Source organism: Amnibacterium sp. (assembly GCF_025463795.1).
Lineage (GTDB): Bacteria > Actinomycetota > Actinomycetes > Actinomycetales > Microbacteriaceae > Amnibacterium.
Map to the genome: position 1 here is coordinate 1 of NZ_JAODBE010000095.1, position 23,054 is coordinate 23,054.

The window sequence follows — 23,054 nt, forward strand, 5'->3', positions numbered from 1 at the left end:
GGGCGTCGCATCCGTCGGGCTGGGACCGGTGCCGCCGGTCGTGAGCAGCACCGCGGGGCGATCCACGAGCGCGGCGCGGAGGCCCTCGGCGACGTCCGCGTCGGCCACGATGCGCGCGGACGGGGTCACGAGTCCGAGCTCCTCGAGCCAGGCGACGATGCGCGCGCCGGTCGTGTCCTCACGGTCGCCGCCCGCCGCACCGGTCGACACGACGAGCACCGCGCCGCCCATGGGCTCGGGTTCGGGCGGCCGGGTCGCCTCGTCGGCGGTGTCGCGCGTCCAGTCGCCGCGCTTGCCGCCGCTCTTCGCGACGAGCTGCACGCCGGTCAGGGTCGCGCGGGGGTCCACCGCCTTCACCATGTCGTGCAGCGTGAGCCCCGCGACCGCGACGGCCGTGAGCGCCTCCATCTCGACACCCGTGCGCCCCGTTGTGCGGGTGCGGGCCTCGATCACGACGCCGTCCCCGTCGGGCACGAGGTCGACGGTCACCCCGTCGAGCGGGAGCGGATGGCAGAGCGGGATGAGGTCGCTCGTGCGCTTCGCGCCGGCGATCCCCGCGATCCGCGCGGTCGCGAGCGCGTCCGCCTTCGGCAGGCCGTCGGCGACGAGCAGCGCGACGACCTCGGGCGTGGTCTCGAGGCGGCCGCGGGCGAGCGCGGTGCGCCGGGTCACGGCCTTCCCGCCGACGTCCACCATCCGGGCACGGCCGTCGGCGTCGAGGTGGGGGAGCGGGCTGTCGGCCATCCCCCGATTCTGGCAGCGGAGCCCGGCCGCGCCGGTTCAGAGCGGCAGGACGGCGATCGGATCCCCGGCCTCGAGCCGTTCGACGTCCGCGGGTACGTCGAGCAGCACGTCCGCGTCGGCCATCGTCGCCACGAGGTGGGACGACGGGCCGCCGACGGGCGTCGCGCGGCCGGTCTCGATCCGGCCCCGCAGCCACTGACGGCGGCCGGCGGGAGACGCGAGCGCGACCCCGAGGGGCACGATCGACGCGTCGATCGGCGGCAGCCCCGCGGCGGCGCGCAGCAGCGGCCGCAGCAGCACCACGAACGACACCTGGGTGGAGACGGGGTTGCCGGGGAAGCCCACGACCGGCGTGCCGCCGACCGATGCGAGGGCCTGCGGGCCGCCGGGCTGCATCGCGATCTCCACGACCTCCGCGCCGCGCGGCTCCAGCACCTGCCGCACGACCTCGAAGTCGCCGTGGGAGATCCCGCCGGAGGTGATCACGAGGTCCGCGACCCTGACCGCGACGTCGAGCGCCGCCGCGAAGGCGGCCGGATCGTCGGGGGTGCGGATCGGGGGCAGCGGATCCGCGCCCGCCTCCTGCAGCAGGGCGACGAGCGCGGTCTCGTTGGCGTCGTACACCTGCCCGAACGCCAGCGGGCGGCCGGGCGCGACGATCTCCTCGCCCGTGGTCAGGACGGCGACGCGGGCCCGGCGGCGAACCGGCACCTCCGCCACGCCGCCGGCCGCGAGCGCGGCGAGCCGTCGCGGCGTGAGGAGCGCCCCCGCGGGCCCCAGGACGGCGCCCGCGGGCAGGTCGCTGCCCGCCTCCCGCACGAACTCCCCGGGTGCACGCCCGCGGAGGATCCGCACGGAGTCGCCTTCCGCCTCCGCATCCTCAACGGGTACGACGCAGTCGGCGCCGTCCGGGAGCGGGGCACCGGTCATCACCTTGAGCACGGCGCCGGGAGGCAGCGTGCGCGGGGTCGCCGCCCCGGCGGCCTGCACGCCGGCGACCGGGAGCAGCAGCGGTGCGTCGGCGACCTCGGCGGCACGCGCCGCCCAGCCGTCCATCTGCGAGTTGCGGAACGGCGGCAGCGGCACCGCGGACGTCACCTCCTCGGCCAGCACCCGGCCGCGCGCGGCGGCCAGCGGCAGGAGCTCGGTGCCGAGGCCCGCGAGCGCCGGCGCGACGAGCGCCGCGATGCGTGCGGCGTGCTCGTCGACGCTGCGGCGGGCCACGTCAGTAGCGGGGGACCGTGTCGTCGACCCTGCGACTCCAGCGGTCGATCCCGCCGGCCATGGATCGCGCGTCGAAGCCCGCGGCCGCGAGCCGGTCGGCGGCGTCGGCGCTCCGCATCCCGTGGTGGCAGTAGGTGATCACGGGGACGTCCGGGTCGAGCTCCCCGATCCGGTCCTGCAGGCTGCCCAGCGGGATGAGCTTCGCGCCCGGGAGGCTGGCGATGTCCGCCTCCCAGGGCTCCCGCACGTCCACCAGCTGCACCGTCTCGCGGCGCTCCAGCAGGGCCGCGACCTCCTGCACGTCCACGTCCTCGTTCTCCGCCATATGGGGCTCCTCCTGCATGGGTTCGGTCGGATCCGCGGCGCCGAACGCGATCTCCCGGACGGAGGGCGCGAGGGCGTCGACGACGAGCAGCCGGCCTGCGAGCGGACGCCCGAGGCCCGTCAGCACCTTCAGCACCTCCGTGGCCATGAGGCCGCCGATCGTGGTGCAGAGGGTCGGCAGCACGCCACCGACCGCGCAGGTGACGACGTCGTCGTCCGCGGGCCGGGCGGGGAAGAGATCGCGCCAGCGCGGCGAGCCGGGGAGGCAGACGCCGACCTGGCCGGTCGTGCCCGTCGCGGAGCCCCAGACGAGCGGAACGGCCGCCGCGTCGGTCGCGGCGTCGAGCAGGTACCGCGTCTCGAGGGAGTCGGTCGCGTCCACGACGACGTCGGCGCCCGCGATCAGGGCGCCGACCGACGTCTCATCGACGAAGCGCGGCTCCGCGAGCAGGGTCGTGCCCGCCGGAGCGAGCATCTCGAGGGCGGCGACGGCCGATGCCGCCTTCGCGGTGCCGAGGTCGCGTCCGCCGTGCAGCGTCTGGCGGTGGAGGTTCGTGACCTCGACCACGTCGCCGTCCACCACGACGACCGTGCCGATCCCGCTCGCGACGAGGACAGGCAGCAGCGCGGATCCGAGACCACCGGCACCGACGACGACCGCACGAGCAGCGGCGAGCCGGTCCTGACCCGCTCGCCCGAAGCCGCTCAACGCGACCTGCCGGGCGAACCGGTCGGCGGTGCGCGGGGCGGACATGCCTCGATCCTGGCATCCGGCGGCAGGGCGAACCGTCAGCGCCGTACTCGCGGCATTCCTCTAGGGTTGGGGCCGTATTCGCGGAAGGAGAGCCGATGGTGGACCGCATCCGCGTCGCCGACGCAGCAGCCCTGCTCGGGGTCAGCGATGACACGCTGCGGCGTTGGGCGGAGGCGGGGCGCATCACCGTGCACCGCGACGGCGCGCGCGCGACGGTCGACGGCGTCGAGCTGGCCACCCTCGCCGCCGACATCGCGGCGGAGTCGCCGCTCGCCCGGCTCGTCCCCTCGAACACGGCCTCCTCGGCGCGCAACCGGATCCCCGGCATCGTGACCCGCGTCGTGCGCGACGGCGTCATGGCCCAGGTCGACCTGCAGGCCGGGCCGTTCCGCCTCGTCTCGCTGATGAGCCGGGAGGCTGCGGATGCCCTCGGGCTCGAGCCCGGCGTGCTCGCGACCGCGGCCGTCAAGGCGACCACGGTCGTCATCGAGCGGAGCGACGTGCGGAAGGAGCACCGATGACCGGCATCGCCCGCTCGCAGCGGATCCTGCTCGTCGCGGTCCTCGGCGTCGCGGGCCTCGCACTGGCCGCGTGCTCGGAGCCGCGCAGCGCGACGCCCGCTGCACCGGTCTCACCCACCGGGTCGAGCAGTCCCGCCCTGAGCGGGACGATCACCGTCGATGCCGCGGCGTCCTTGAACACCGTCCTCCCGAAGCTCGCCGCTGCGTTCGGGAGCGCACATCCGGGCACGACGGTGCGGTTCGGCTTCGGCGGCAGCTCCGCGCTCGCGGCGCAGATCGTCGCCGGCGCCCCCGTCGACGTCTTCGCCGCGGCCAGCACGAAGACGATGGGGACTGTGACCGGTGCGAAGCTGGCGGCGGCCGCACCGGTCACGATCGCGCGCAACCGGCTGGAGATCGCCGTGCCGCCGTCGAACCCGGGCGGCATCACCGGTCTGCAGGACTTCGGCACCGCCTCGAAGACGATCGTCGTCTGCGACAGGCAGGTGCCGTGCGGGACCGCCGCGCAGCAGGTGTTCGCGCTCGCCGGGGTGGCCGCGAAGCCCGACAGCTACGAGCCGGACGTGACGAGCGTGCTCACGAAGGTCGAGACGGGCGACGCCGACGCAGGGCTCGTCTACCGCACGGACGTGCTGGCGGCCGGCGGGAAGGTGAAGGGGATCCCGTTCGCGCAGGCGGCGCGGGCGATCACCGCCTACCCGATCGCTCCGCTGTCGGCCTCGCAGAACCCTGCGCTGGCGAAGGCCTTCACGGACTACGTCGTGCAGCACGGCGCCGCGGACCTGACCGCCGCCGGGTTCCTGCCGCCGCGGTGAGGCGGACGACGGGTCGCACGCCGCGGGCGATGATCGCGCCGGCGGTGGTGGGTGGCGTGCTCCTCGCCGGGCCGCTGGTCGCGCTCCTCGTCCGCGCACCGTGGGGCGAGCTCGGCGGCCTGCTCGCGGGCCCGGTCGTGCTGCCCGCCCTCGGGCTGTCGTTCGGCACCGCGTTCGCCTCGACCGTCGTCTGCGTCGTCCTCGGCGTGCCCCTGGCCGCCGTGCTCGCGGGCTCCGACGGGTGGCCGCGGCTCCTGACCCGCGTGGCCAGGGCCGTGGTGGCGACGCCGCTCGTGCTGCCTCCCGTCGTCGGCGGCATCGCCCTGCTGCTCCTGCTCTCGCGGACGGGGCTGCTCGGCCGGCCGCTCTTCGCCGCGTTCGGGATCACCATCCCGTTCACGACCGCCGCCGTCGTGATCGCGCAGGCTTTCGTCGGCCTGCCGTTCCTCGTCCTCAGCGTCGAGGGCGCGCTGCGCGGCGTCGACCCGCGATTCGCGGTGGCCGCCGCGACTCTCGGCGCCTCGCCCTGGGCCACCTTCCTGCGGGTGACCCTGCCGCTCGCCGCGCCGGGCCTCGCCGCCGGCGCCGTGCTGAGCTTCGCCCGCGCCCTCGGCGAGTTCGGCGCCACGATCACGTTCGCCGGCAGCCTGCCGGGGGTGACGGAGACCCTGCCCGTCGCCGCCTACATCGCGCTCACGGACGATCCCGGATCCGCCATCGCGATCGCGGTCGTGCTCGTGGTCGTCGCGCTCGCGGTGCTGCTCGCGCTCCGCGAGCGGTGGCTCACCGGGTTGCGGGCATGACCGGCGCCCTCGAGGCCCGGCTCGGGGTCCGGCGGGGCGCGTTCGAGCTCGACGCCGAGCTGGTGCTGGCGCCCGGCACGGTGCTCGCGGTCGTCGGCCGCAACGGCGCCGGCAAGTCGACCGCGCTCGCCACCCTCGCCGGCATCACGCCGCTGAGCGGCGGCCGGATCGTGCTCGACGGCGTGCTTCTCGACGACGGCGGTCGCGGCTTCGAGCCGCCCGAGCGCCGTCCGGTGGGTCTGGTGCTGCAGCAGCCGGCGCTGTTCCCGCACCTCACGGTGCTCGACAACGTCGCGTTCGGCCTCCGCGCCGCGGGCGCCGGACGGGCGGATGCGCGCGAGCAGGCGCAGCACGCCCTCGAGGACCAGGGCCTCGGTGACTTCACCGACCGTCGCCCGTCCCAGGTGTCCGGGGGTCAGGCGGCGCGGATCGCGCTGGTCCGCGCGCTGGTCCGGCGTCCGGCGCTCCTGCTGCTGGACGAGCCGCTGGCCGCGATCGACGCCGAGCTGCGCCCGGCGCTTCGCGCGTCGATCCGCGGGGTGCTCGACTCGTTCCCCGGATCCGCGATCGTCGTCACCCACGACGTCGCCGACGCCGAGGCCCTCGCCGACGAGGTCGTGGTGCTCGATTCGGGCCGGGTGCTGCAGCGGGGGCCGCTCGCGGGCCTGCGGGCCGAGCCCGCCGATCCGGTGGTCACCCGCCTGCTCGCCGGCGCGGGCCAGGACGGAGGATCCGGCGGATGACCGGTCCGCGGGTCGGCCTCGACCGCCCCGCACCCCGGGGCTCCGCCGGCGGACCGTCGGGGTCGGTCGTGATGTGCCCGAGGGCGTCAGACATCGATCCAGTCGCCGCTGTGCAGGGGGTAGTACTGCCCTCCTGCCGCTTCGGTCACGGCGCGGAGCCGGTCGTTGGCGAGCGCCTTGCCGGCGGCGGACAGCACGCCGTCGTGGGTGGGGAACGCGCGCTTCGGCGCGACGGCGGTCACGTAGTCCATGGCCTCGCTGATCTTCATCCACGGCGCACCGGCCGGGGCGGCCAGGGTCTCGACCACCACGTCCTCGGGGATCGTGAACGAGTCCCCGGGGTAGTAGAGGCGGTTGTTCACGAGCACGCCGATGTTGTCGACGACGGGGATCGACGGGTGGATCACCGCGTGACGGCCCCCGAAGAACTTGAGCACGAAGTCGCCGTAGTCGTGCGTCTCGCCCGCGTGCACCGCGACGACGTCGACCCCCTCGACGGCCTTCGCGACTCCCTCCGGGCCGAAGACGACGACGTTCCTGTTGATCTCGAGGATCCGGCGGAGCTGATCGGCGGTCCAGTGATCGGCGTGCTCGTGGGTGATGACGATCACCTGCACGCCTTCGAGTCCGAGGATGGGGTTGGTGAGGCTGCCCGGGTCGATCACGAGCCGGTGACCGCCCTCCTCGACGACGAGCGTCGCGTGCTCGAGCTTCGTGATGCGCATGGTCACAGCCAACACCCGCGCGGTGACGCTTCGCTGCACGGTGTCAGCGTCCAGCGGATCCCCTTCGTATCCTGGCCAGGCGGGGAGCGAACACCGTTCCTTCGATCGATCGGCGCTGAAGGAGTCGCGATGGCCACCACGATCCGGGTCTCGAGGGACCGCTTCCTTGCTCCGACGGGCGAGCCCATCCACCTGCGCGGGATCTGCCTGGGTGGCTGGCTGACCATGGAGAACTTCATCACCGGCTACTCCGGCAACGAGACCCTGATGCGCCGGGAGGTCGGCCGAGTGCTCGGCGACGACCGCGCCGACGCGTTCTTCGAGCGCCTCCTCCAGGCCTTCTTCGCGGAGGAGGACGCCGAGTTCCTCGGCCGCAGCGGGTTCAACCTCGCCCGGATCGCGGTGGGCTACAAGCACTTCGAGGACGACGCCAGACCGTTCGAGATCAAGCCGGATGCGTTCCGGCACCTCGACCGGGCGATCGACGCGCTCGCCCGCAACGGGGTCTACTCGATCGTCGATCTCCACGCCCTGCCCGGCTCGCAGAACCACCACTGGCACTCCGACAACGCCACCCACATCCCCGGCTTCTGGGAGCATCCGCACTTCCAGGACCGCGTCGTGAACATCTGGCAGGCCATCGCCACGCACTACCGCGACAACCCCTGGGTCGCCGGCTACAACCTGCTGAACGAGCCCGCCGACGAGACCGGCGCGGTCGGGCCCTTCTACCGGCGTCTCGTCGGGGCGATCCGCGAGATCGACCCCGACCACGTGCTCTACCTCGACGGGAACACCTACGCCACGGACTTCACCGTCTTCGACGAGCCGTTCGAGAACGCCGTCTACACGCTGCACGACTACGTACCGGCCGGACTCGGCCGCGCGAGCGAGTACGACCCCAAGGCCGCGGAGGCCAAGTTCCTGGAGCGATCCGCGTACGCGAGAGCGACGGGCACGCCGATCCTCGTGGGGGAGTTCGGGCCCATCTACACCGGCGACGAGGAACGGGACCGCCTCCGCCGGCGCATCCTCGCCGACCAGCTCGACCTGTACCGGGAGCACGGCGCCGGGTGGGCGCTCTGGATGTACAAGGACCTCGGCCGCCAGGGGCTGGTGTCGGTGCGGCCGGACACCCCGTACCGGCGCCGCTTCGACGACTTCGTGGCGCAGAAGGAGCGTCTGGGCGTGGATCAGTGGGGGAGCGACGGTGAGGGCGTCCGCGAGGTCACCCGGCCCGTCCAGGAGCTGGTCGCCCGGGAGGCGCCGCACTTCGATCCGTATCCGTGGGGCCGCTTCGACTGGGTCCGCACCCTGCTGCTGAACATCACGCTCGCGCAGCCCCTCGCCACGGAGTACGCCGAACGGTTCCGCGGCCTGGACGGCAGCGAGCTGGACGCGCTCGCCGACTCGTTCGCGTTCGCCTCCTGCGCCGTCCGGGCGCCGCTGCTCGAGCAGCTGCAGGCCGGCCTCGGGGAGTAGACGGATCGGCGGCATCGTCTGGCGGTCGCGGGATGTGGCATACTTGACGACCGTTGCGGCACGCCGCAGCGGTCCGGCCCCATCGTTTAGCGGCCTAGGACGTCGCCCTCTCACGGCGGTAACGCGGGTTCAAATCCCGCTGGGGTCACGAGCTGAAACCCCCGGTCTGACCGGGGGTTTTTCTCGTTCCCGGAGGATGAGTGCGCCGATCAGGTGAGCTGGGGCGCGCGGAGCCCGGCGAGCAGGAGTCGCACCATGCGCTCAGCGTGCTCGGCGCTTCTCGGGTCGGGCCCACCCCCGTGGCACAGGTTCGCGACAGCGCCGAGGAGCTCGGTCGCCTCGACGTCCTGGGTGATCGCATCGGCTCTCGTAGCGGCGACCAGCAGGCGCTCGAGCGTCGGGGCGAGCCGGGTGGAGAAGTACTCGGCGAGCGGCTCATAGGCGGGGTCGCCGGAGTGCAGTGCGGCGGCCAGGCCCCGTTTGGTCGCGACGAACTGGGTGAAGCGCATGATCCAGCGGTCCAGCGCTTCGCCTGGTGGGAAGGCCGCCTCGATCTCGGTTGCGGCGTCCGCGCAGGCGTCCATCTCGCGCCGGAACACGGCCGAGATCAGGTCCGAGCGGAGCGGGAAGTGTCGGTAGAGCGTTCCGACGCCGACGCCTGCTCGCTCGGCTACGGAGCGCACCGGGGCGTTCACACCGGCCTCGGCGAAAACCGCCTTCGCCGCCTCCAGCAGGGCGTCGACGTTCTGGCGCGCGTCGGCCCGCGTAGGCCGGGACGCTCCACGGTCCCGGCTCCGGGTGCTGCTGCGGCTGGTCGGCACATGACTCCCTGCTTGTGAGCGGAACACCGTTCCGCATAGAGTAGCTTTGGAACGGAACGATGTTCCACTAACTCCCGACACTCAACCGGAGCCATGTTCCGGATCCTGATCATAGGCCACCGCCTCCTCCCGGACACGGTGAAGATCGCGAGGAGAAGACAGATGCAGTACCGCACGCTCGGCCGCACCGGCATCAAGGTGACCCCGTACGCCCTCGGCGCCATGATGCTGGGCTCGCTCGGCAATCCCGACCGTCTGGAGGGCATCGCGATCATCCGCCGCGCGCTCGACGCGGGCATCAACTTCGTGGACACCGCCGACCGCTACGGGGACTCGGAGGAGGTCGTCGGCGAGGCGCTCAAGGGGCGCCGGGACGAGGTCGTACTCGCCACGAAGTTCTGGGGACCGGTCGACGACGACATCAACCACCGCGGCGCATCCCGCCGCTGGATCATGAACGCGGTCGAGCGGTCGCTCCGCCGCCTGCAGACCGACCACATCGACCTCTACCAGCTGCACCGGCCGGACCCGGACACGGACATCGACGAGACCCTCTCCGCACTCACCGACCTCGTCCGCCAGGGCAAGGTCCGCGCGATCGGCTCGTCCTCGATGCGGGGTTCGGAGATCGTCGAGGCGCAGTGGGTGGCGGAGAGGCGCGGATTCGAGCGGTTCCGAACGGAGCAGCCGAACTACTCGGTCCTCGACCGCGAGATCGAGCGTGAGATCTTGCCGGTCGCTCAGCGGTACGGGATGGGCACGCTCGTCTACAGCCCGCTCGCCGGCGGCACGCTGACGGGCCGGTACCGGGCGGGGCAGGAGAACGACAACTTCCGGTCGACTAGGACGGGCATGCGGCATTTCCGGGATGAGCGCCGGCTCGCGGCGGTCGAGGAGCTCGTCGCTCTCGCCGATGAGGTCGGGCTGACGCTGACCCACCTCGCCATGGCGTTCGTCCTCGCCCATCCCGGTGTCACCTCGGCGATCGCCGGGCCCCGCACGATTGAGCAGCTGGAGGACACCCTTGCCGGTGTCGACGTCGTGCTCGCGGACGAGGTGCTCGATCGCATCGACGCGATCGTGCCGCCGGGGGAGAGCATCGGGTCGATGGACATGGTCTACCGAGGGCCTGAGGTCGGCGACCCGGCACTGCGCCGCCGCCCCAGCGCGCAGCGGTCCGCCGCGTGAGCACGTGCGGTGACAGCGCGATGTCGCCGTGGTGACTGGAGGGACGCCGCGGCGTCGAGCGCGGGCGGAACAGGCGGCTCCCCTTACGTCCGCCCGACGAGCGCGTCAGCCCCACATCGGCTGGCATATTCGCCCCTGACCAGCTCTCCACTCTCCAGGGCTCGGGGATCGGCGTGTCGTCCGGTCAGCCTCCGGGTTGCGTGGCAACGAAATGGCAGCACTCGTTTGCTGATCGGGCAGCAAGGAGCACCGATCCGGTGATCGACGAACCCGGAATCACGCGGATCGAGAGGTCCGCGTTGCTCCTGCAGCCGGGGTCGAGCGATCTCTCACGGCGGTGACGCGGGTTCAAATCCCGCTGGGTCACGGAGAGGCGGTCACGGCAGTTCGGGGGAGTAGCGCCGATAGTCCGTCCGGAGCCGTACGCCGTCGGGTTCGATCGAGCGGACGTCGTCGAGGAGGACGAGGAAGGATCCGCGGGCCCGCCAGCGGAGGAAGCGGGCGATGAGGGCGGGGGCGGTCTCGGTCTTGCGTTCGTAGCCGAGGAACGTCGCGCGGCTTCGGCGACCGATCAGCACGCCCAGCATGTGGGCGTCACCGGAGTCGTGGTCGAGTGCGAATCGGACGTCGGTGACGACTCCGATCCGCGTGCCGACCGCGTCGAGTACCGGCAGCTGCAGCAGCTCACTCAGGATCATGGTCGCCTCCGGGGATCCTGCCGATGACCCGAGAGGCCAGCCAGCGCTCGAACCAGGTCACTTCGAGGGACTCGCTCTTCACCTCGAGCGTGAACACGATGTCGAGATCGGCGACCAGGTCCCATCCGATCTTCTGGAGGCGGCCAGGCGGAGTCCGGCCGCCGAAGAGCCGGGTCGTGAGGATGGGCCCGCTGATGAGCGCGCTGATCGTCGGCGCGGGTCGATCGGGGAGGCGCTCTCCGTACTGGAGGTCGGCGATCTCCAGGTCGTCGACCGTCGCCACGGGGTCGCCTTCGACGTCGAGGACCTGTCGATCGAGAAGGTGAAGGCGGGCGTCCACCACTCGCGCGTCGACGCTGGGCGCCTGGGGCAGGGGATCGGTCATGAGCCGGCCGCCGAGATGATCATCAGCGGGATCGCTGCGACGGACGCGATCACGATGATCACGAGGAACACGAGTCCGAAGAAGTTCGTCACCCGTCCGTTGACCTTGTCCCCCATGTAGTCCCGGTCGTTGGCCACGATCAGGATCGGGAGATAGGTCAGCGGAAGAGCGATGGCGGAGAAGACGACCGAGTACTCGGTGATCTGAACCGGGTCGACGCCGGTCAGCAGGACGCCCGCGCCGACGACGAGGCAGATGATCATCGTCAGATGGAAGCGGGCGGCCTTCGCCGGGCGGCGGAACTTGCCCCACGACCAGCCGAAGTACTGGGCGAGCGAATAGCCGGAGGAGAGCGTCGTCTCGAGGGCGGCGCCGAAGGTCGCGGCGACGAAGCCGAGCAGCGCGACGATCGCCGCGATCGTGCCGCCGGCCTGCGCGACCGGCAGCAGCACCTGGGACAGCGAGGTGACCTGGATCTGATGGGGGAGCAGCACGATGGCCGCCGTGACCGAGATCGCGATGGAGAGCAGCGCGCCGAGGGGGAAGCCGACCAGCACGTTCACGCGGGACTGACCGAGGTCCTTCCTGGTCCAGTGCTCCTCGACCGCGCCGGAGGAGAAGAAGAACACCTCGTACGGCGTCATCGCGGACCCGAAGAGCGCGATCGCGAAGTACCAGTACGTCGCCGGTGTCTCCGAACCCTGGGACGGCGACTGCAGCAGCAGCTGACCGCCGAGCGACTGCCAGTCGGGGTGGAGCAGGAAGACGGCCACGGCGAAGACGATCAGGGCGAGGCCCAGCAGTCCGGTGACGTTCTCCAGGATCGAGAACTTGACCCGCCAGATCACGAGCCAGACGGCGATCGCGGCGACCGGGATCCACAGCGTCGGTTGGAGGCTCGTCGCCAGCTGCAGCGAGAGTGCGATGCCGCCGACCTCGGCGGTGAGCGTCATCAGGTTGATCAAGAACGAGGCGACGAGGTTCGCGAACCCGACCCGGGCACCGAGACGCTCCCTGATGATCTCGAAGGTGGCTCGACCGCTGATCGCCGCGACCCTGCCCGACATCTGGGCGAACAGGCAGATGCCGACGACGCCGATGATGATGACCCAGGCGAGCGTGAGTCCGAAGCGGGAGCCGACCACGCTGCTCGTGACCAGGTCTCCGATGTCGACGAAGCCGCCGATGGCGGTCAGCACACCGAGCGCGAGCCCGAGGACCGCCTTCATCCTGACCCCTGCAGCTGCTTCTGCAGCGCCGCGAGCTGCTTCGCGGTCACCTGCAGCTGTCGCACGAGAGCATCGGTCGTCGCCTGGCCGGCGCCCGCCTCGGTCAGGTGGCGCGCACGGGCGAGAAGGTCCTCGCCTGTGCGGACCTTGCTCAGGATGCGCGTCCGCGCGGTCTCGAGACCGCCGGAGACGTCGGCGCTCGTCAAGGACGAATCGTCCTGCCCGAGCTTGTCGATCGCGTCGCTGAGGGCGGTGTCGGTCGCCGGCGAGGGCAGGCGGTGGGTGGCTGACAAGCGAAGGGTGAGGGCGCCGGTCTGCGTCTGGGCCGATGCGTCCGACGCGGCCTGCGCGAGCCGGCCGGACGCCGAGTACGCCTGCGAGCACCCCGCGGTTCCCAGGCAGACGCCCGTCAGGACCAGTGCCAGTGCAGCTCGGCGGCCTCGAGCGCGCGGGGCGATGGTGCTCATCTCGGTTCGTCCTCGTGGCGCCGAGCGCCCAGGCCGGCAGGAAGGGGCCGACGCCGACGACCGCTTATCGCACCGAACACATCAGGAAGACGAGCGGGGCCGGGCAGGCCCCGAACGAGGCCGCGCGGAGGAGTCCGCGCGAGCAGCGCGAACGCGACCACCAGCACGCCACCGAGGAGGGTCTTCGCGACAGCCGGGAGCAGGTCCACCGTCGGCACTCCTCTCCTCACTGAGCAGCCACGAGGCCGACCGTCATCGTCGCCTCGCGACAAGCATTCTGCCCACGCTCGGGTGAGGATGGCTCTACGCGAAGGAATCGCCCAGATTACGTCCAGGTGCGCTCGTCGCGCGTTCTCGCGGCCGGGCAGCCGATCGGCGCGGATACGCAACAACGCGGTCAAGGAAACCTGTGATGACGAGTCGGCGCGCTCGCTCCAGCGGCCAGGCGGAGCTCGAGCCCACGCATGACGAGCGCGGCGAGGTCCGCGAGGTCGGCGAGCTCCTGCTGCGCGAAAGCCCGCGGCCGGGTGTCGAAGACGCTGATGGCGCCGATGCTGAACCCCTCGGACGTCACCAGCGGGGCGCCGGCGTACGAGCGGATGCTCGGCTGCCTGGCGAGGAGCGTGTTGCCGGCGACCCGGGCGTCCGACCGGACGTCCTCGATCGCTACCGGTTCGCCTGCGGCCACCGGCGCGGCGCAGAACGCGTCGGTGCGTTCGACTGCGTACGACTTCGGCAGCCCCGCGGCGCCGCGGACGTGGTTGCGCTCGGCGTCCAGAACGGAGACCTGTGCCATGGGTGCGCGCAACAGGCGAGCGGCGAGGGCCGCGACCCGGTCGAACGTCTCGTCTGCGGCGGCGCCGTCGACCACGTCGTAGCGGCGAACAGCAGACACGCGCTGCGCCTCATCGTGCGACAGCACCGTGGGGTCGAGGGTCCGAGCCCGCACGAGTTCGGCGAGGAAGGCGTTCTGCAGGTCGATGGCGATCTGGGGCAGAGGTGGCCGGGCGCCGGGTTCACGGGCGAGCATCCGCCGGAACTCGTCCGCGAGGGCGGCGGGCAGGTCAGCAGGTACGACCGGATCACGCTCGAGCCGCGTCTGCAGCGACTCGGCGACACTGCCGGGAAAGGCCACACGGCCGGTCGCCGCTTCAAGGAGCACCAGACCGAGGGAGTAGACGTCGGAGGCCGGTTCCGCGTCGCGGCCCTCAGCGATCTCCGGTGCGATGTACGCGGCGGTCCCCGTGGTGTTCCGGCCGTCGTGGGCGCCGATGATCGTGGAGATCCCGAAGTCCGCCAGCTTCGCCCGGATGCGGCGGTCGGGGCGATCCTCGAGGAGGAGGATGTTCGCCGGTTTCAGGTCGCGGTGCAGATAGCCCTGCTCGTGGACGTAGTGCAGGGCCTCGGCGATCTCTGAGCCGAGCGCCGCGACCTGCGAGGCCAGGAGTGGGCCGAGCCGCAGCCGCTCTCGCAGATCGAGGCCGGGGACGCGCTCCATCACGAGGAAGATCCGCGGTCGATCCGGGTCGCTGGCCTCGATGCCCGCATCGAGCAGTGTCGTCAGGGCGTAGTGGTTGAGCCGGCCGAGCAGCCGTGCCTCCGCCTCCTGCAGCCGAAGCGCATCCGGCGATTCCGCTCTCGCCGTGAAGATCTTGATCGCGACCGGCCGCCCGAGCAGCAGGTCCGTGGCCGCGTGCACGGTGGAGGCGCCGCCTCTGCCGATCATCGGCCCGATCGCATACCGATCGTTCAGAACGGCGGCCGGAACCCCGTTCGTCCCACCCGGCGCCCGCCCGCCTGCCCCGGTACCCGGCTGGGGCGTAGTGGACAACGGAACCCTTCTCCCGTACTCGGTTGCCGGGAACAGTAGGCCGAGGGGACGCTGCGGGATCGCTCCTTCCGCGATCGCACGGCAATCGTGATGCGGAGCCCGAGAATCGGGACCGGAGAGGGTCAGGAGGACGTCTTCTCCGGCCTCCACGGACGCACGAAGCGGGCTGCGGCCGGACGGCATCCTCCGCGCAGCCCACGATGCGGCGAGATCACCACATGGCTCATCGGTTGTGATGACCCGCGTTCATCACGTCCGCTCCTACCGTCCTCGCAGCGACCAGGAAGACCCCGAGCCGGTGTCAACCTCGGTCGGCCGACACCAACACACGAGGGACAGCCGACATGAAGATCACCACTTCCCACCTGATCCGCTTCGCGGGCTTCTCAGCCCTGCTGGCGGGGATCTGCTACGTGCTGGTCGGGGTCTTCCACCCGGCCAACATCCCTGCGGCGGTCACCACGACGCGTTGGGAACTCGTCCATGTCGTCGCGTGCGGGATGTCGTTCTTCGGGCTGCTCGGCATGGCCGGACTGTATGCGAGGCAAGCGGCCAGGACAGGTTGGCTGGGGCTGATCGGCTACCTGCTGCTGAGCCTCTGGCTGGTGCTCATCATGGGATTCAGCTTCGTCGAAGCGTTCGTCCTGCCTCACGTGGCTGCGGCCGCGCCCTCGTTCGTCGGCGCATGGATGGGGATGTTCAACGGGCCGGCCGGAACGTTCGACCTCGGCGTCCTCCCGACCGTGTGGACGATGACCGGGCCGCTGTACCTGTTCGGCGGCCTGCTGTTCGGGCTCGCGACGATCCGCGCTCGCATCCTGCCTCGCCTGGCGGGCGCGCTGCTCGCGCTGTCGACGGTGTTGGCGCCCGTCGCCGCGCTGCTCCCGAACGCAGCGCAGCCGAAGACCGCGATCCCGATGGGCATCGCTCTGGCCTGGCTCGGATTCTCCCTGTGGACGGAGCGTCGAACTGCAGCCGTCAGCCCGGCCGATCGAGAGCTCGTGGCGAGTTCGTGATCGAGGACCTGTGGGCCGGCGCGGTCGCGCCGGCCCACAACGCGGTCGGGCAATCACCTGATGTGGTGATGCCCGGTCACCATGCCCGCTCGTAGGTTCCGGCCATGGACATCGCATCGACACGAGCCCGCACGTCGTGGGGTTCCTGGCTCGTTCCGCTCGGGCTGATCCTGCTCGCCCTGATCCCGATCGTCTCCGGCGCGCTCCGGCTCACGCAGCTGGGCGGGGGACCCCAGGTCGTTCCTGCCGCGGCGAGGTTCACCGACTCCCCGGTACCCGTCGTCCTCCACATCGTGTCCGCGACGCTGTTCAGCGTGTTCGGGGCGTTCCAGTTCGTGCCGGTGCTGCGCCGGGGCCGGCGCAGCTGGCACACGGTGGCGGGCCGTGTGCTTCTGCCTGCCGGGTTCGTCCTGGCGCTGTCCGGCCTCTGGATGGCCACCGTCTACCCGCACCCTGCCGGCGACGGACCGGCGCTGCTGGTCATCCGTGTCGTGTTCGGCTCGTACATGCTGCTCAGCCTGGTGCTCGCGGTTCGCGCGCTGATGCGACGCCGATATTCGGTCCACGGTGCGTGGATGACCCGCGCCTATGCGCTGGGCGTCGCTGCCGGGACCCAGGCCATCGCCCTCATCCCGGGCTCGATCCTGTTCGGGTCCGACGACCGGATCTCACGCGCGGTCGCCATCGGAGCCGCGTGGGTCCTCAACCTCGCGGTCGCGGAGCTCGTGATCCGTCGCCGCTCGATCCGTGGCGCGAGGGCCTCCGCAAGGACCGTCGTCGTGCGGATGCCGCTCGACCCGACAACGATCGAAGGAACCCGATGACGACCAGGCCCCGGTCCGATGCCTATCCTGCACGCCTGACCGGCCGGCTCCCGTCCGGCCTCTCCCGCTGGCTCTGGCTGGTCAAGATGTTCCTCGCGGTCCCGCACTTCATCGTGCTCGCCGCCTTGGGAGTCGCATTCGTGAGCACGACGGTCTTCGCCGGCTTCGCCATCCTCATCACCGGTCGCTACCCACGGGCGCTGTTCGACTTCAACGTCGGCGTGATGCGCTGGAACTGGCGCGTCGGGTTCTACGTCTACGCGGCACTCGGCACCGACCGGTACCCGCCGTTCACCCTCGCGCGGACGGACTATCCGGCCGACTTCGACGTCGAGTACCCCGAGCACCTCTCGCGTGGACTCGTGGTGATCAAGTTCTGGCTGCTGGCGCTCCCACACCTGGCCGTCGTCGCCCTGATCGTCGCCGACCTCCTCCTGTATCCGTGGGCCGGAGCCGCCGTGCGAACGGCCACGGCGGCCCCCGCCCTCGGCGGCTACTCGATCCTCAACCTCCTGGTCGTTCTCGCGGGGACCTTCCTGCTCATCACCGGCGTGTACCCCCGGCCGTTGTTCGACTTCCTTCTGGGCATCAACCGCTGGCTCTATCGCGTCGTCACCTACGTGGCGCTCATGCGCGACGAGTACCCGCCCTTCCGCCTGGACATGGGAGCGACCGAACCTGCGCTCACGGGTGCCGCCGGGGCGGGGGAGGACGGTACGGCTCCCCTCGAGCTGCGGGGCGGGATCACCGGCAGCGCGGTGTCACGCGTCCTCCCGAGCAGCTCGTGACGGTGCCGGTGATCGGGGGGCGGGCTCCCTCGACCGAGCGAGTCAGAAGGATCGTGGCGGGGCGTTCGTTCGGCTCTGCGCACGCTCGGGCTCGCCGGCCAGGAGGACCGCAGCCCTGCGGCTCGTCACGCCGAGCTTGGCGTAGATGTTCTTCGTGTGGGTCCGGACGGTGTTGAGCGACACGACGAGCCGGCGGGCGATCTCCGGTCCGCTGAGGTCCGTCTTGAGCAGACGGAGCACCTCACGCTCACGGTCGCTCAACTGCTCCATCGGGTCGTTCGAGCCGGGACGGACCGGGTTTCCATCCGCTCTGCTGATGCTCCTGAGCAGCCGTTGGACGGTGCGGGGGGCGGTGCGACGCGCTGCGAGTCGCAGCAGGGCTTCGAGTGACGACCCCTCGTCCGCGAACAGACGGAAGTAGCCCTCCGGTTCGGCCAGACTCAGCGCCCGATCGAGGGCGAGCACCGCTCCAGGAACGTCTCCGCTCGACCGTCGCGCCACTGCGAGAAGAATCAGGACCTCGATGACGGTCCCGGTCCTGCCTCCGGACTCCGCAGCAGCGAGCAGACGGTGCAACAGCTCCAGCGCCGCGGATGATGCGTCGGGCGCACGCTGCTGCTGAGCGAGGAGGCATCGCGCGAGCGTGACGTGGTCGTACTCGTGCAGGTAGTCGAGGTCGTCGTCGGGCGAGAGGTGCTGCTCGCGGGCCCAGACGAGGGCGTCATCCACCCGGCCGAGCCGGAGCCAGAGCCGGACCCGGGCACTGGCGATCGGCCGCACGTCCGGCGCGAAGTCGGCGACGTAGTCCTGCTCCGCCGCATCGAGCAGGGCGAGGGCGCCGACGACGTCGCCCTCGCCCTCGCGGATGAACGCCTCCGTGACGAGGGATCGGTATCGGTAGCGGGGCATGCCGGCATGCTCGCCCGCTTCTCGCGCACGCCGGAGGTGCTCGTCCGCTCGCCGCAGATCGCCGCGCTCGGCGTGGATGGAGCTCAGTCCGACGTGCAGATCCGGGGTACCGCGTGTGACCGGAACGGCTCGGGCGGAGGCGAGCTGCAGGGCGCGTTCGTAGACGTGCATCGCCTCGTGCAGTCTGCCCTGCGTGATGCGGATGTCGGCGAGCGTGGTGGCGCAGCCGAGCACGTCGGCCACGTACCCCGCTCGAAGCAGATTCGAGGAGCACTCCACGTACGCCTCGTAGGCCGTTTCGAGGTTCCCATCGCCCCAGGCCGACAGGCCGAGCAGAGCTGCCGCCGCGCCACGCCGCACGTGGTCATCCGGCTGGGCGAGCTCGAGCGCCCTCGTCGCCTGAGCCACCGTCCGAGCGGTGTCCCCGAGCGTCAGGGCCAGTCCCGCTCGATAGACGGCGATGGCCGCCGGGAGGCGAGCGAACTCCTCCCGATCGACGACGACGGGTGCACGGGCCGGTGCCTCCTCGGACGGAGTGGCGACGTCCTGGCCGCCGTGCAGGTAGCGCTCCGCGTCACGCAGTCGGGGCTCGACACCGTCGACCTGCCCGATCGCGATCAGGGCGCCGGCGTAGCCCACGCTCAGCACCGGGCGCACCCGGACGAGGTCGGCGGGGAGACGCTCGAGCCAGATGCGCAGGGTCGACTCCCGTCGGTCTCCGCGCAATGCCGGTATCGCGCGCTCGATCAGGTCTGCCGCGGGTCCGGGGTCGCCCGCTGCCAGCGCGTGCGTGATGGCTGCTGTCGAGTCGTCGTGCCGTGCGTACCACTCGCTGGCCCTCCGGTGCAGGCCGGGTATCCGTTCGGGCCGCTCGTCGAGCAGGCGGGCCTGAAGGACGTCGGCGAAGAGCTGGTGGTAGCGGTAGGCGCGTCGGGCGTCGTCCAGCGGGACGAGGAAGAGATTGGCTCGCTCCAGCGTCTCGAGGGTGGCCGCGCCGCCGCTCACCTCGGTCACCGCGTCGCAGAGCGGCCCGGTCATTCGTCCGAGGACTGAGGTCTCGAGCAGGAAGGTCCGGACCGCCTCGGGCTGGTTCTGCAGCACCTCCTCGACCAGGTAGTCGACGACGTATCGGTCGTTGCCGGAGAAGGCCCGGACGAATCCCGCGACGTCGTCGCGGCCTTGCATCGAGAGCACCGCGAGCTGCAGCGCGGCGATCCATCCTTCCGTCCGCCCGGTCAGTGCTGCGGTCAGCTCCGCGGCCATCGTCAGACCCATCGCCTGCGTGAGGTAGGCCGAGACCTCGACGGAGGTGAAGCGCAGGTCCGCCCCCCGGAGCTCGGTCAACTCGCCGCGCGCCCGCAACCGGGCGAGCGGCAGTGCAGGATCCGCCCGGGTGGCGATGACCACATGGATTCGCGGCGGGAGATGGTCGACGAGGAACGCCATGCTCTCGTGGATCTCGAGCGACTCGATGGCGTGATAGTCGTCGAGGACCAGCAGGACATCGCGATCCACAGTCGCGAGATCGTTCAGCAGCCCGGTGAGCACCGCTCGGAGCGGCGGTGGCTGAGACCCGCGGAGCAGCTCCGCTTCGCGCGATCCGAAATCCGGGGTGATGACGGCGAGAGCGGCGATGACGGCCGCCCAGAACTGGACGGGCTCGTCATCGTCGTGGTCGAGTGACAGCCATGCGACCCACCGCGCGTCGGGCGCCCGTCCGGAGCCCGCCCGAAGCCAGGCCGCGAGCAGCGTGGTCTTGCCGAACCCGGCCGGAGCGGAGAGGAGCGTCAGCCTCGAGTCGAGTCCGCGGTCCAGCCGCTCCGTCAGCCTCGCCCGGGGAACCAGGTCACGATGCGGCGCCGGCAGGCGGAGCTTCGACTCGAGCAGTTGACCGGACACCGGGGTGCACCTTCAGCCAGTGACGCCCGGGACCTGTCGTCCCGGGGTTCGCTCGTCACCCTGCCACGGAATCGCACGCGCACGGGCGCGAAGCGTGAAGGCCGTCCGGCTCGCCTCGTATCCGATCCGTGGTGCGGGGAGCGCCCGATCGGTGTACACCTGGGCGCACGCGGTGCGAACGTCTTCAGGCGCTCGATCGGCTCGTTCCGGTGAAGGAGAGCCTCATGCCCCGGCAGTCCACGTTCTCGAGCGGTGACGGCACGATCGCCACCGGTCCTCCGGCTTCGACCGCCCCCGACGGGCCCGACCTGCCGCGAGTCGGGTGGGCGTTCGTCACGCTCTACACACTCGCGTTCATGAGCACCTGTCTGGTGCTGATCGCGCCCCTGCTCGTCACGCTGGCGTTGAAGGTGAACGTCCTCGTCGGAGCGCGCGGAGCGCCCGGCGCGCTCGCCCTCGTCGCGGCTGTCGGTGCCCTCGTCGCGATGGTCGGCAATCCCTTCTTCGGCAGGTTGAGCGACCGAACGTCGTCCCGGTTCGGCATGAGGCGACCGTGGATGATCATCGGGCTGATCGGGGGCACGCTCGGTGTGCTGATCGTCGCCGTCGCTCCCAGCGTGCTGATCGTGCTGGTCGGCTGGTGCATCGCTCAGCTGTTCTTCAACGCACTCCTGGCCGTGCAGGTCGCGGTGCTTCCGGATCAGGTCCCCACGCCGCAGCGGGGTCTCGTATCCGGCGTCCTCGGCGTCTGCGTCCCGGTGGCGTCGGTGACGGGAACCTTCGTGGTGCAGCTCTTCGCCCCGAATCAGCTGCTGATGTTCCTTGCGCCGTGCGCGATCGGCGGCTTCTTCATCCTGCTCTTCGCCGCGACGCTGAAGGATCGGCGGCTGACGCCTGCGGACCGACCTCCCTGGTCGCTCAAGGAGTTCCTCACCACCTTCTACCTCGACCCTCGACGGCATCGGGACTTCGCGTGGGCGTTCGCGAGCCGCTTCCTCTTCGTGCTCGCCTACGCGTTCCTCGTCACCTACCAGGCGTACTACCTCCTGAGCAGACTCGGCAGCGCCGAGGGTGACGTGGCGCGTCAGGTGTTCCTCGGGACGCTGGTCCAGTCCACGCTCGTCGTGGCTGCGTCGCTCGTCGGAGGACGGATCTCGGATCGGTCGGGGCGACGGAAGGTGTTCGTGCTCGCCGCAGCGATCGTGTACGGCGCGGCCCTCTTCCTGATCGCCCTCGCGGCCGACTTCAACGGCTTCCTGGTGGGGATGGCGCTCGGCGGGCTCGGCTACGGCGTCTATGTGGCGGTGGACCTCGCGCTCGTGGCGGACGTGCTTCCCGATCGGCGGACCGCGGCGAAGAACCTCGGCGTGTTCAACATCGCCGGCGCTCTCCCCTTCTCGATCGCGCCGGCCGCCGCCGCCGTGATCCTCGCGCTCACCGGGGGGAACTACTCCGCCCTGTACGCACTCGCGGGGGTGTGTGCCCTCCTGTCGGCCGGCGCGATCCTGCCGGTGCGGCGCGTTCGGTGAACGGCCGACCAGCACCGTCGGGCAGGCTTCCGCCCTGGTCCGCCGGGCTCAGTCGGTCACCCTGGCCACGGAGATCAGCTCGAGCCCGAGGTCCCGGACCCGGGTGAGAAGCCCGTGCAGCGCCGCCTGGTCGGCGACCGCTCCCGTGAGACTGGTCGATCCGTCCTGGTCGGCCTGGAGGTGGAATCCGTCGAACCAGGACGACCACCGTGCATCGAGGCGACCGGCGACGCGGATCCGGTAGATGTCGGCGGACGACCGGCGTCCGGTCCCCGGCATCACGAGGACCGCCGTCCGGTGCATCCGAGTCGGAGCTCGCATCCGGTGACCTCGCGACCGAGCGGTTCGAGCACCGTGACCTCCGGCTCGCCGCAGGCACGAGGTCGGGCATCCGCCCGGTCGGGGTGATCGACCGGGCGGATGCGGGCTGGGGCTGGAGCAGTCACGTGACGTCGGCGGTGTCGAGGCGGGCGTCGTCGGCGGTTCGCGCCCTGCTGCCGACGCGGTTGCGCTGCTCGATCAGGAGGGCGACGCCGAGGCCGGCGAGCGCGACGCCGATCGGCACCGCGAAGAGGCGCTCGTTGACCTGCGGAAGCAGGTGGATGGCGAGTGTGGCGACCACGGCGACGGCGAGCAGGGCGGCAGGCCAGCGGTTGAGCACACGGGCGCGGAACACGGCGATCCCGAACAGCAGTCCGCCGCCGACGAGGGCGAGGCCGACGCCGGTGTTGAGTGCCGGGAACAGGCCGAGGTCGCTGGTGGCCGTTCCGTTGGTCGCCACGGCGAGGACGTCGCCGACGTAGCGGGGATCGCTGTGGGCGAGGACCGGGAGGGCGACCACACCCATCACCTCGACGCAGGTCATCGCGAGGAATGCGGCGGCAAGAAGGACGTATCCGAGCAAGCCGAGCACGCCGGTCTGCTTCACCTGGCGCAGGTAGACGCCGGTGATGCCGATCAGCGAGAGGCCCGCGAACGCGATCTTCATCGTCTGGCGGATCGCGAACTCCGTCGTGGTGGCGAACTCGGGGTCCAGATGCGGATGGTTGATCTGCACGGCGAGGAACAGCACGCCGCCTGCGACGGCGCACACCCCCGCGGCTCGGGTCAGGCTGGTTGTGGTGACGGTCATGTCGGGCTCCCTGATTCGGATCCGCAGCGGTGATGCCGCGGCTGTGCCGAAGGTAGGAACGGACCGGGTGAGAGGGCGCCACCCGATGATGTGGTGCGTGGGGTGATTCGCCGCCGTGGCCGTTTCAGAGCAGGCCGCGCTCGCGGGCCCGGAGGACCGCGGCCCGGCGGCTGGTGACGTCGAGCTTGGTGAAGATGTGCTTG

23 protein-coding genes and 1 tRNA gene are annotated in these 23,054 nt (G+C 71.3%); 11 read left to right on the forward strand and 13 right to left on the reverse strand.

All coding sequences use genetic code 11. From position 1 onward, the window contains the following. From moaC to JWQ92_RS08760, 3 genes are all read right to left on the reverse strand, one after another. A partial coding sequence (gene moaC / locus JWQ92_RS16915; RefSeq protein ID WP_367276722.1) for a cyclic pyranopterin monophosphate synthase MoaC occupies positions 1–744 on the reverse strand: 744 nt, incomplete at its 3' end. 36 nt (positions 745–780) lie between these two features. Next, complete coding sequence (gene glp / locus JWQ92_RS08755; RefSeq protein ID WP_297344075.1) at positions 781–1,968, reverse strand: gephyrin-like molybdotransferase Glp; 1,188 nt, start codon at positions 1,966–1,968, stop codon at positions 781–783. Between the two features lies 1 nt (position 1,969). Next, on the reverse strand, positions 1,970–3,046 hold the full coding sequence (locus JWQ92_RS08760; protein ID WP_297344076.1) for a ThiF family adenylyltransferase: 1,077 nt from the start codon (positions 3,044–3,046) through the stop codon (positions 1,970–1,972). Between the two features lie 98 nt (positions 3,047–3,144). Between JWQ92_RS08760 and JWQ92_RS08765 the strand changes: the two genes are divergently transcribed. Genes JWQ92_RS08765 through JWQ92_RS08780 form a run of 4 tightly spaced genes read left to right on the forward strand, consistent with a single transcriptional unit; the run spans position 3,145 to position 5,928 of the window. Then, complete coding sequence (locus tag JWQ92_RS08765; RefSeq protein ID WP_297344096.1) at positions 3,145–3,567, forward strand: molybdopterin-binding protein; 423 nt, start codon at positions 3,145–3,147, stop codon at positions 3,565–3,567. Continuing rightward, positions 3,564–4,382: a molybdate ABC transporter substrate-binding protein gene (gene modA, locus JWQ92_RS08770; RefSeq protein WP_297344077.1), complete on the forward strand. Its 819-nt coding sequence runs from the start codon at positions 3,564–3,566 to the stop codon at positions 4,380–4,382. Before JWQ92_RS08765 ends, modA begins: the two co-directional genes overlap by 4 nt. Before the next feature lie 29 nt (positions 4,383–4,411). Next, positions 4,412–5,185 carry a molybdate ABC transporter permease subunit gene (gene modB / locus JWQ92_RS08775; RefSeq protein WP_297344078.1) on the forward strand — a complete coding sequence of 258 codons (774 nt, stop codon included), beginning with the start codon at positions 4,412–4,414 and terminating at the stop codon, positions 5,183–5,185. Further along, positions 5,182–5,928 (forward strand): ABC transporter ATP-binding protein, encoded by a 747-nt coding sequence (locus tag JWQ92_RS08780; protein WP_297344079.1) that lies wholly within the window; start codon positions 5,182–5,184, stop codon positions 5,926–5,928. The genes modB and JWQ92_RS08780 overlap by 4 nt, the downstream gene beginning before the upstream one ends. A gap of 86 nt (positions 5,929–6,014) precedes the next feature. On the opposite strand, the gene JWQ92_RS08785 is transcribed toward JWQ92_RS08780, so the two are convergent. After that, the gene (locus JWQ92_RS08785; protein WP_297344080.1) at positions 6,015–6,653 is read right to left on the reverse strand and encodes an MBL fold metallo-hydrolase; all 639 of its coding nucleotides are present in this window, start codon (positions 6,651–6,653) and stop codon (positions 6,015–6,017) included. A gap of 129 nt (positions 6,654–6,782) precedes the next feature. Here JWQ92_RS08785 and JWQ92_RS08790 point away from each other — a divergent pair, with 129 nt between their 5' ends. Together JWQ92_RS08790 and JWQ92_RS08795 are read left to right on the forward strand one after the other, a co-directional pair. Next, positions 6,783–8,135 (forward strand): cellulase family glycosylhydrolase, encoded by a 1,353-nt coding sequence (locus tag JWQ92_RS08790; RefSeq protein ID WP_297344081.1) that lies wholly within the window; start codon positions 6,783–6,785, stop codon positions 8,133–8,135. A 75-nt stretch (positions 8,136–8,210) separates the two neighbouring features. Then, positions 8,211–8,283: transfer RNA gene (locus JWQ92_RS08795), tRNA-Glu, on the forward strand. 61 nt (positions 8,284–8,344) lie between these two features. Here the strand turns inward: JWQ92_RS08795 and JWQ92_RS08800 are convergent. Further along, entirely contained in the window at positions 8,345–8,956 is a 612-nt protein-coding gene (locus JWQ92_RS08800; RefSeq protein ID WP_297344082.1) for a TetR/AcrR family transcriptional regulator, read from the reverse strand. A 162-nt stretch (positions 8,957–9,118) separates the two neighbouring features. On the opposite strand from JWQ92_RS08800, the gene JWQ92_RS08805 reads away from it, so the two are divergent. Next, complete coding sequence (locus tag JWQ92_RS08805; protein ID WP_297344083.1) at positions 9,119–10,144, forward strand: aldo/keto reductase; 1,026 nt, start codon at positions 9,119–9,121, stop codon at positions 10,142–10,144. 377 nt (positions 10,145–10,521) lie between these two features. Here JWQ92_RS08805 and JWQ92_RS08810 read toward each other — a convergent pair whose 3' ends face one another. From JWQ92_RS08810 to JWQ92_RS08830, 5 genes are all read right to left on the reverse strand, one after another. Beyond that, positions 10,522–10,842, reverse strand: a complete 321-nt coding sequence (locus tag JWQ92_RS08810; RefSeq protein ID WP_297344084.1) for a PRC-barrel domain-containing protein — start codon at positions 10,840–10,842, stop codon at positions 10,522–10,524. After that, the gene (locus tag JWQ92_RS08815; RefSeq protein ID WP_297344085.1) at positions 10,829–11,227 is read right to left on the reverse strand and encodes a hypothetical protein; all 399 of its coding nucleotides are present in this window, start codon (positions 11,225–11,227) and stop codon (positions 10,829–10,831) included. The genes JWQ92_RS08810 and JWQ92_RS08815 overlap by 14 nt, the downstream gene beginning before the upstream one ends. Beyond that, the gene (locus tag JWQ92_RS08820) at positions 11,224–12,456 is read right to left on the reverse strand and encodes an NRAMP family divalent metal transporter (RefSeq protein ID WP_297344086.1); all 1,233 of its coding nucleotides are present in this window, start codon (positions 12,454–12,456) and stop codon (positions 11,224–11,226) included. The genes JWQ92_RS08815 and JWQ92_RS08820 overlap by 4 nt, the downstream gene beginning before the upstream one ends. Further along, a complete protein-coding gene (locus JWQ92_RS08825; protein WP_297344087.1) occupies positions 12,453–12,923 on the reverse strand; it encodes a hypothetical protein in 471 nt (156 codons plus the stop codon). The genes JWQ92_RS08820 and JWQ92_RS08825 overlap by 4 nt, the downstream gene beginning before the upstream one ends. Before the next feature lie 397 nt (positions 12,924–13,320). Beyond that, the gene (locus tag JWQ92_RS08830; protein ID WP_297344088.1) at positions 13,321–14,649 is read right to left on the reverse strand and encodes a serine/threonine-protein kinase; all 1,329 of its coding nucleotides are present in this window, start codon (positions 14,647–14,649) and stop codon (positions 13,321–13,323) included. 449 nt (positions 14,650–15,098) lie between these two features. Here JWQ92_RS08830 and JWQ92_RS08835 point away from each other — a divergent pair, with 449 nt between their 5' ends. The 3 genes from JWQ92_RS08835 to JWQ92_RS08845 all read left to right on the forward strand — a co-directional run bounded on the left by JWQ92_RS08835 (position 15,099) and on the right by JWQ92_RS08845 (position 17,382). Then, positions 15,099–15,770: a hypothetical protein gene (locus JWQ92_RS08835; protein ID WP_297344089.1), complete on the forward strand. Its 672-nt coding sequence runs from the start codon at positions 15,099–15,101 to the stop codon at positions 15,768–15,770. 104 nt (positions 15,771–15,874) lie between these two features. After that, positions 15,875–16,594, forward strand: coding sequence for a DUF2306 domain-containing protein (locus JWQ92_RS08840; protein WP_297344090.1), 720 nt, complete (start codon positions 15,875–15,877; stop codon positions 16,592–16,594). Then, on the forward strand, positions 16,591–17,382 hold the full coding sequence (locus JWQ92_RS08845; RefSeq protein WP_367276723.1) for a DUF4389 domain-containing protein: 792 nt from the start codon (positions 16,591–16,593) through the stop codon (positions 17,380–17,382). Before JWQ92_RS08840 ends, JWQ92_RS08845 begins: the two co-directional genes overlap by 4 nt. A 42-nt stretch (positions 17,383–17,424) precedes the next feature. Here JWQ92_RS08845 and JWQ92_RS08850 read toward each other — a convergent pair whose 3' ends face one another. After that, positions 17,425–20,190, reverse strand: coding sequence for a LuxR C-terminal-related transcriptional regulator (locus JWQ92_RS08850; RefSeq protein WP_297344091.1), 2,766 nt, complete (start codon positions 20,188–20,190; stop codon positions 17,425–17,427). A 224-nt stretch (positions 20,191–20,414) separates the two neighbouring features. On the opposite strand from JWQ92_RS08850, the gene JWQ92_RS08855 reads away from it, so the two are divergent. Beyond that, positions 20,415–21,719 carry an MFS transporter gene (locus JWQ92_RS08855; RefSeq protein WP_297344092.1) on the forward strand — a complete coding sequence of 435 codons (1,305 nt, stop codon included), beginning with the start codon at positions 20,415–20,417 and terminating at the stop codon, positions 21,717–21,719. 48 nt (positions 21,720–21,767) lie between these two features. Here JWQ92_RS08855 and JWQ92_RS08860 read toward each other — a convergent pair whose 3' ends face one another. Together JWQ92_RS08860 and JWQ92_RS08865 are read right to left on the reverse strand one after the other, a co-directional pair. Further along, positions 21,768–22,040, reverse strand: coding sequence for a hypothetical protein (locus tag JWQ92_RS08860; protein WP_297344093.1), 273 nt, complete (start codon positions 22,038–22,040; stop codon positions 21,768–21,770). 121 nt (positions 22,041–22,161) lie between these two features. Next, positions 22,162–22,851: a hypothetical protein gene (locus tag JWQ92_RS08865; protein WP_297344094.1), complete on the reverse strand. Its 690-nt coding sequence runs from the start codon at positions 22,849–22,851 to the stop codon at positions 22,162–22,164. Between the last annotated feature and the right edge of the window lie 203 nt (positions 22,852–23,054).

What these genes read in the sequence shown, in the direction of transcription:
- JWQ92_RS08825 (WP_297344087.1), bottom strand. Translation starts at nt 12,923, where the DNA reads ATGAGCACCATCGCCCCGCGCGCTCGAGGCCGCCGAGCTGCACTGGCA.
- modA (WP_297344077.1), top strand. Translation starts at nt 3,564, where the DNA reads ATGACCGGCATCGCCCGCTCGCAGCGGATCCTGCTCGTCGCGGTCCTC.
- JWQ92_RS08760 (WP_297344076.1), bottom strand. Translation starts at nt 3,046, where the DNA reads ATGTCCGCCCCGCGCACCGCCGACCGGTTCGCCCGGCAGGTCGCGTTG.
- JWQ92_RS08810 (WP_297344084.1), bottom strand. Translation starts at nt 10,842, where the DNA reads ATGATCCTGAGTGAGCTGCTGCAGCTGCCGGTACTCGACGCGGTCGGC.
- JWQ92_RS08830 (WP_297344088.1), bottom strand. Translation starts at nt 14,649, where the DNA reads ATGATCGGCAGAGGCGGCGCCTCCACCGTGCACGCGGCCACGGACCTG.
- JWQ92_RS08820 (WP_297344086.1), bottom strand. Translation starts at nt 12,456, where the DNA reads ATGAAGGCGGTCCTCGGGCTCGCGCTCGGTGTGCTGACCGCCATCGGC.
- JWQ92_RS08785 (WP_297344080.1), bottom strand. Translation starts at nt 6,653, where the DNA reads ATGCGCATCACGAAGCTCGAGCACGCGACGCTCGTCGTCGAGGAGGGC.
- modB (WP_297344078.1), top strand. Translation starts at nt 4,412, where the DNA reads ATGATCGCGCCGGCGGTGGTGGGTGGCGTGCTCCTCGCCGGGCCGCTG.
- JWQ92_RS08780 (WP_297344079.1), top strand. Translation starts at nt 5,182, where the DNA reads ATGACCGGCGCCCTCGAGGCCCGGCTCGGGGTCCGGCGGGGCGCGTTC.
- JWQ92_RS08835 (WP_297344089.1), top strand. Translation starts at nt 15,099, where the DNA reads ATGAAGATCACCACTTCCCACCTGATCCGCTTCGCGGGCTTCTCAGCC.
- JWQ92_RS08855 (WP_297344092.1), top strand. Translation starts at nt 20,415, where the DNA reads ATGCCCCGGCAGTCCACGTTCTCGAGCGGTGACGGCACGATCGCCACC.
- JWQ92_RS08865 (WP_297344094.1), bottom strand. Translation starts at nt 22,851, where the DNA reads ATGACCGTCACCACAACCAGCCTGACCCGAGCCGCGGGGGTGTGCGCC.
- JWQ92_RS08860 (WP_297344093.1), bottom strand. Translation starts at nt 22,040, where the DNA reads ATGCGAGCTCCGACTCGGATGCACCGGACGGCGGTCCTCGTGATGCCG.
- JWQ92_RS08840 (WP_297344090.1), top strand. Translation starts at nt 15,875, where the DNA reads ATGGACATCGCATCGACACGAGCCCGCACGTCGTGGGGTTCCTGGCTC.
- JWQ92_RS08815 (WP_297344085.1), bottom strand. Translation starts at nt 11,227, where the DNA reads ATGACCGATCCCCTGCCCCAGGCGCCCAGCGTCGACGCGCGAGTGGTG.
- JWQ92_RS08805 (WP_297344083.1), top strand. Translation starts at nt 9,119, where the DNA reads ATGCAGTACCGCACGCTCGGCCGCACCGGCATCAAGGTGACCCCGTAC.
- JWQ92_RS08790 (WP_297344081.1), top strand. Translation starts at nt 6,783, where the DNA reads ATGGCCACCACGATCCGGGTCTCGAGGGACCGCTTCCTTGCTCCGACG.
- JWQ92_RS08845 (WP_367276723.1), top strand. Translation starts at nt 16,591, where the DNA reads ATGACGACCAGGCCCCGGTCCGATGCCTATCCTGCACGCCTGACCGGC.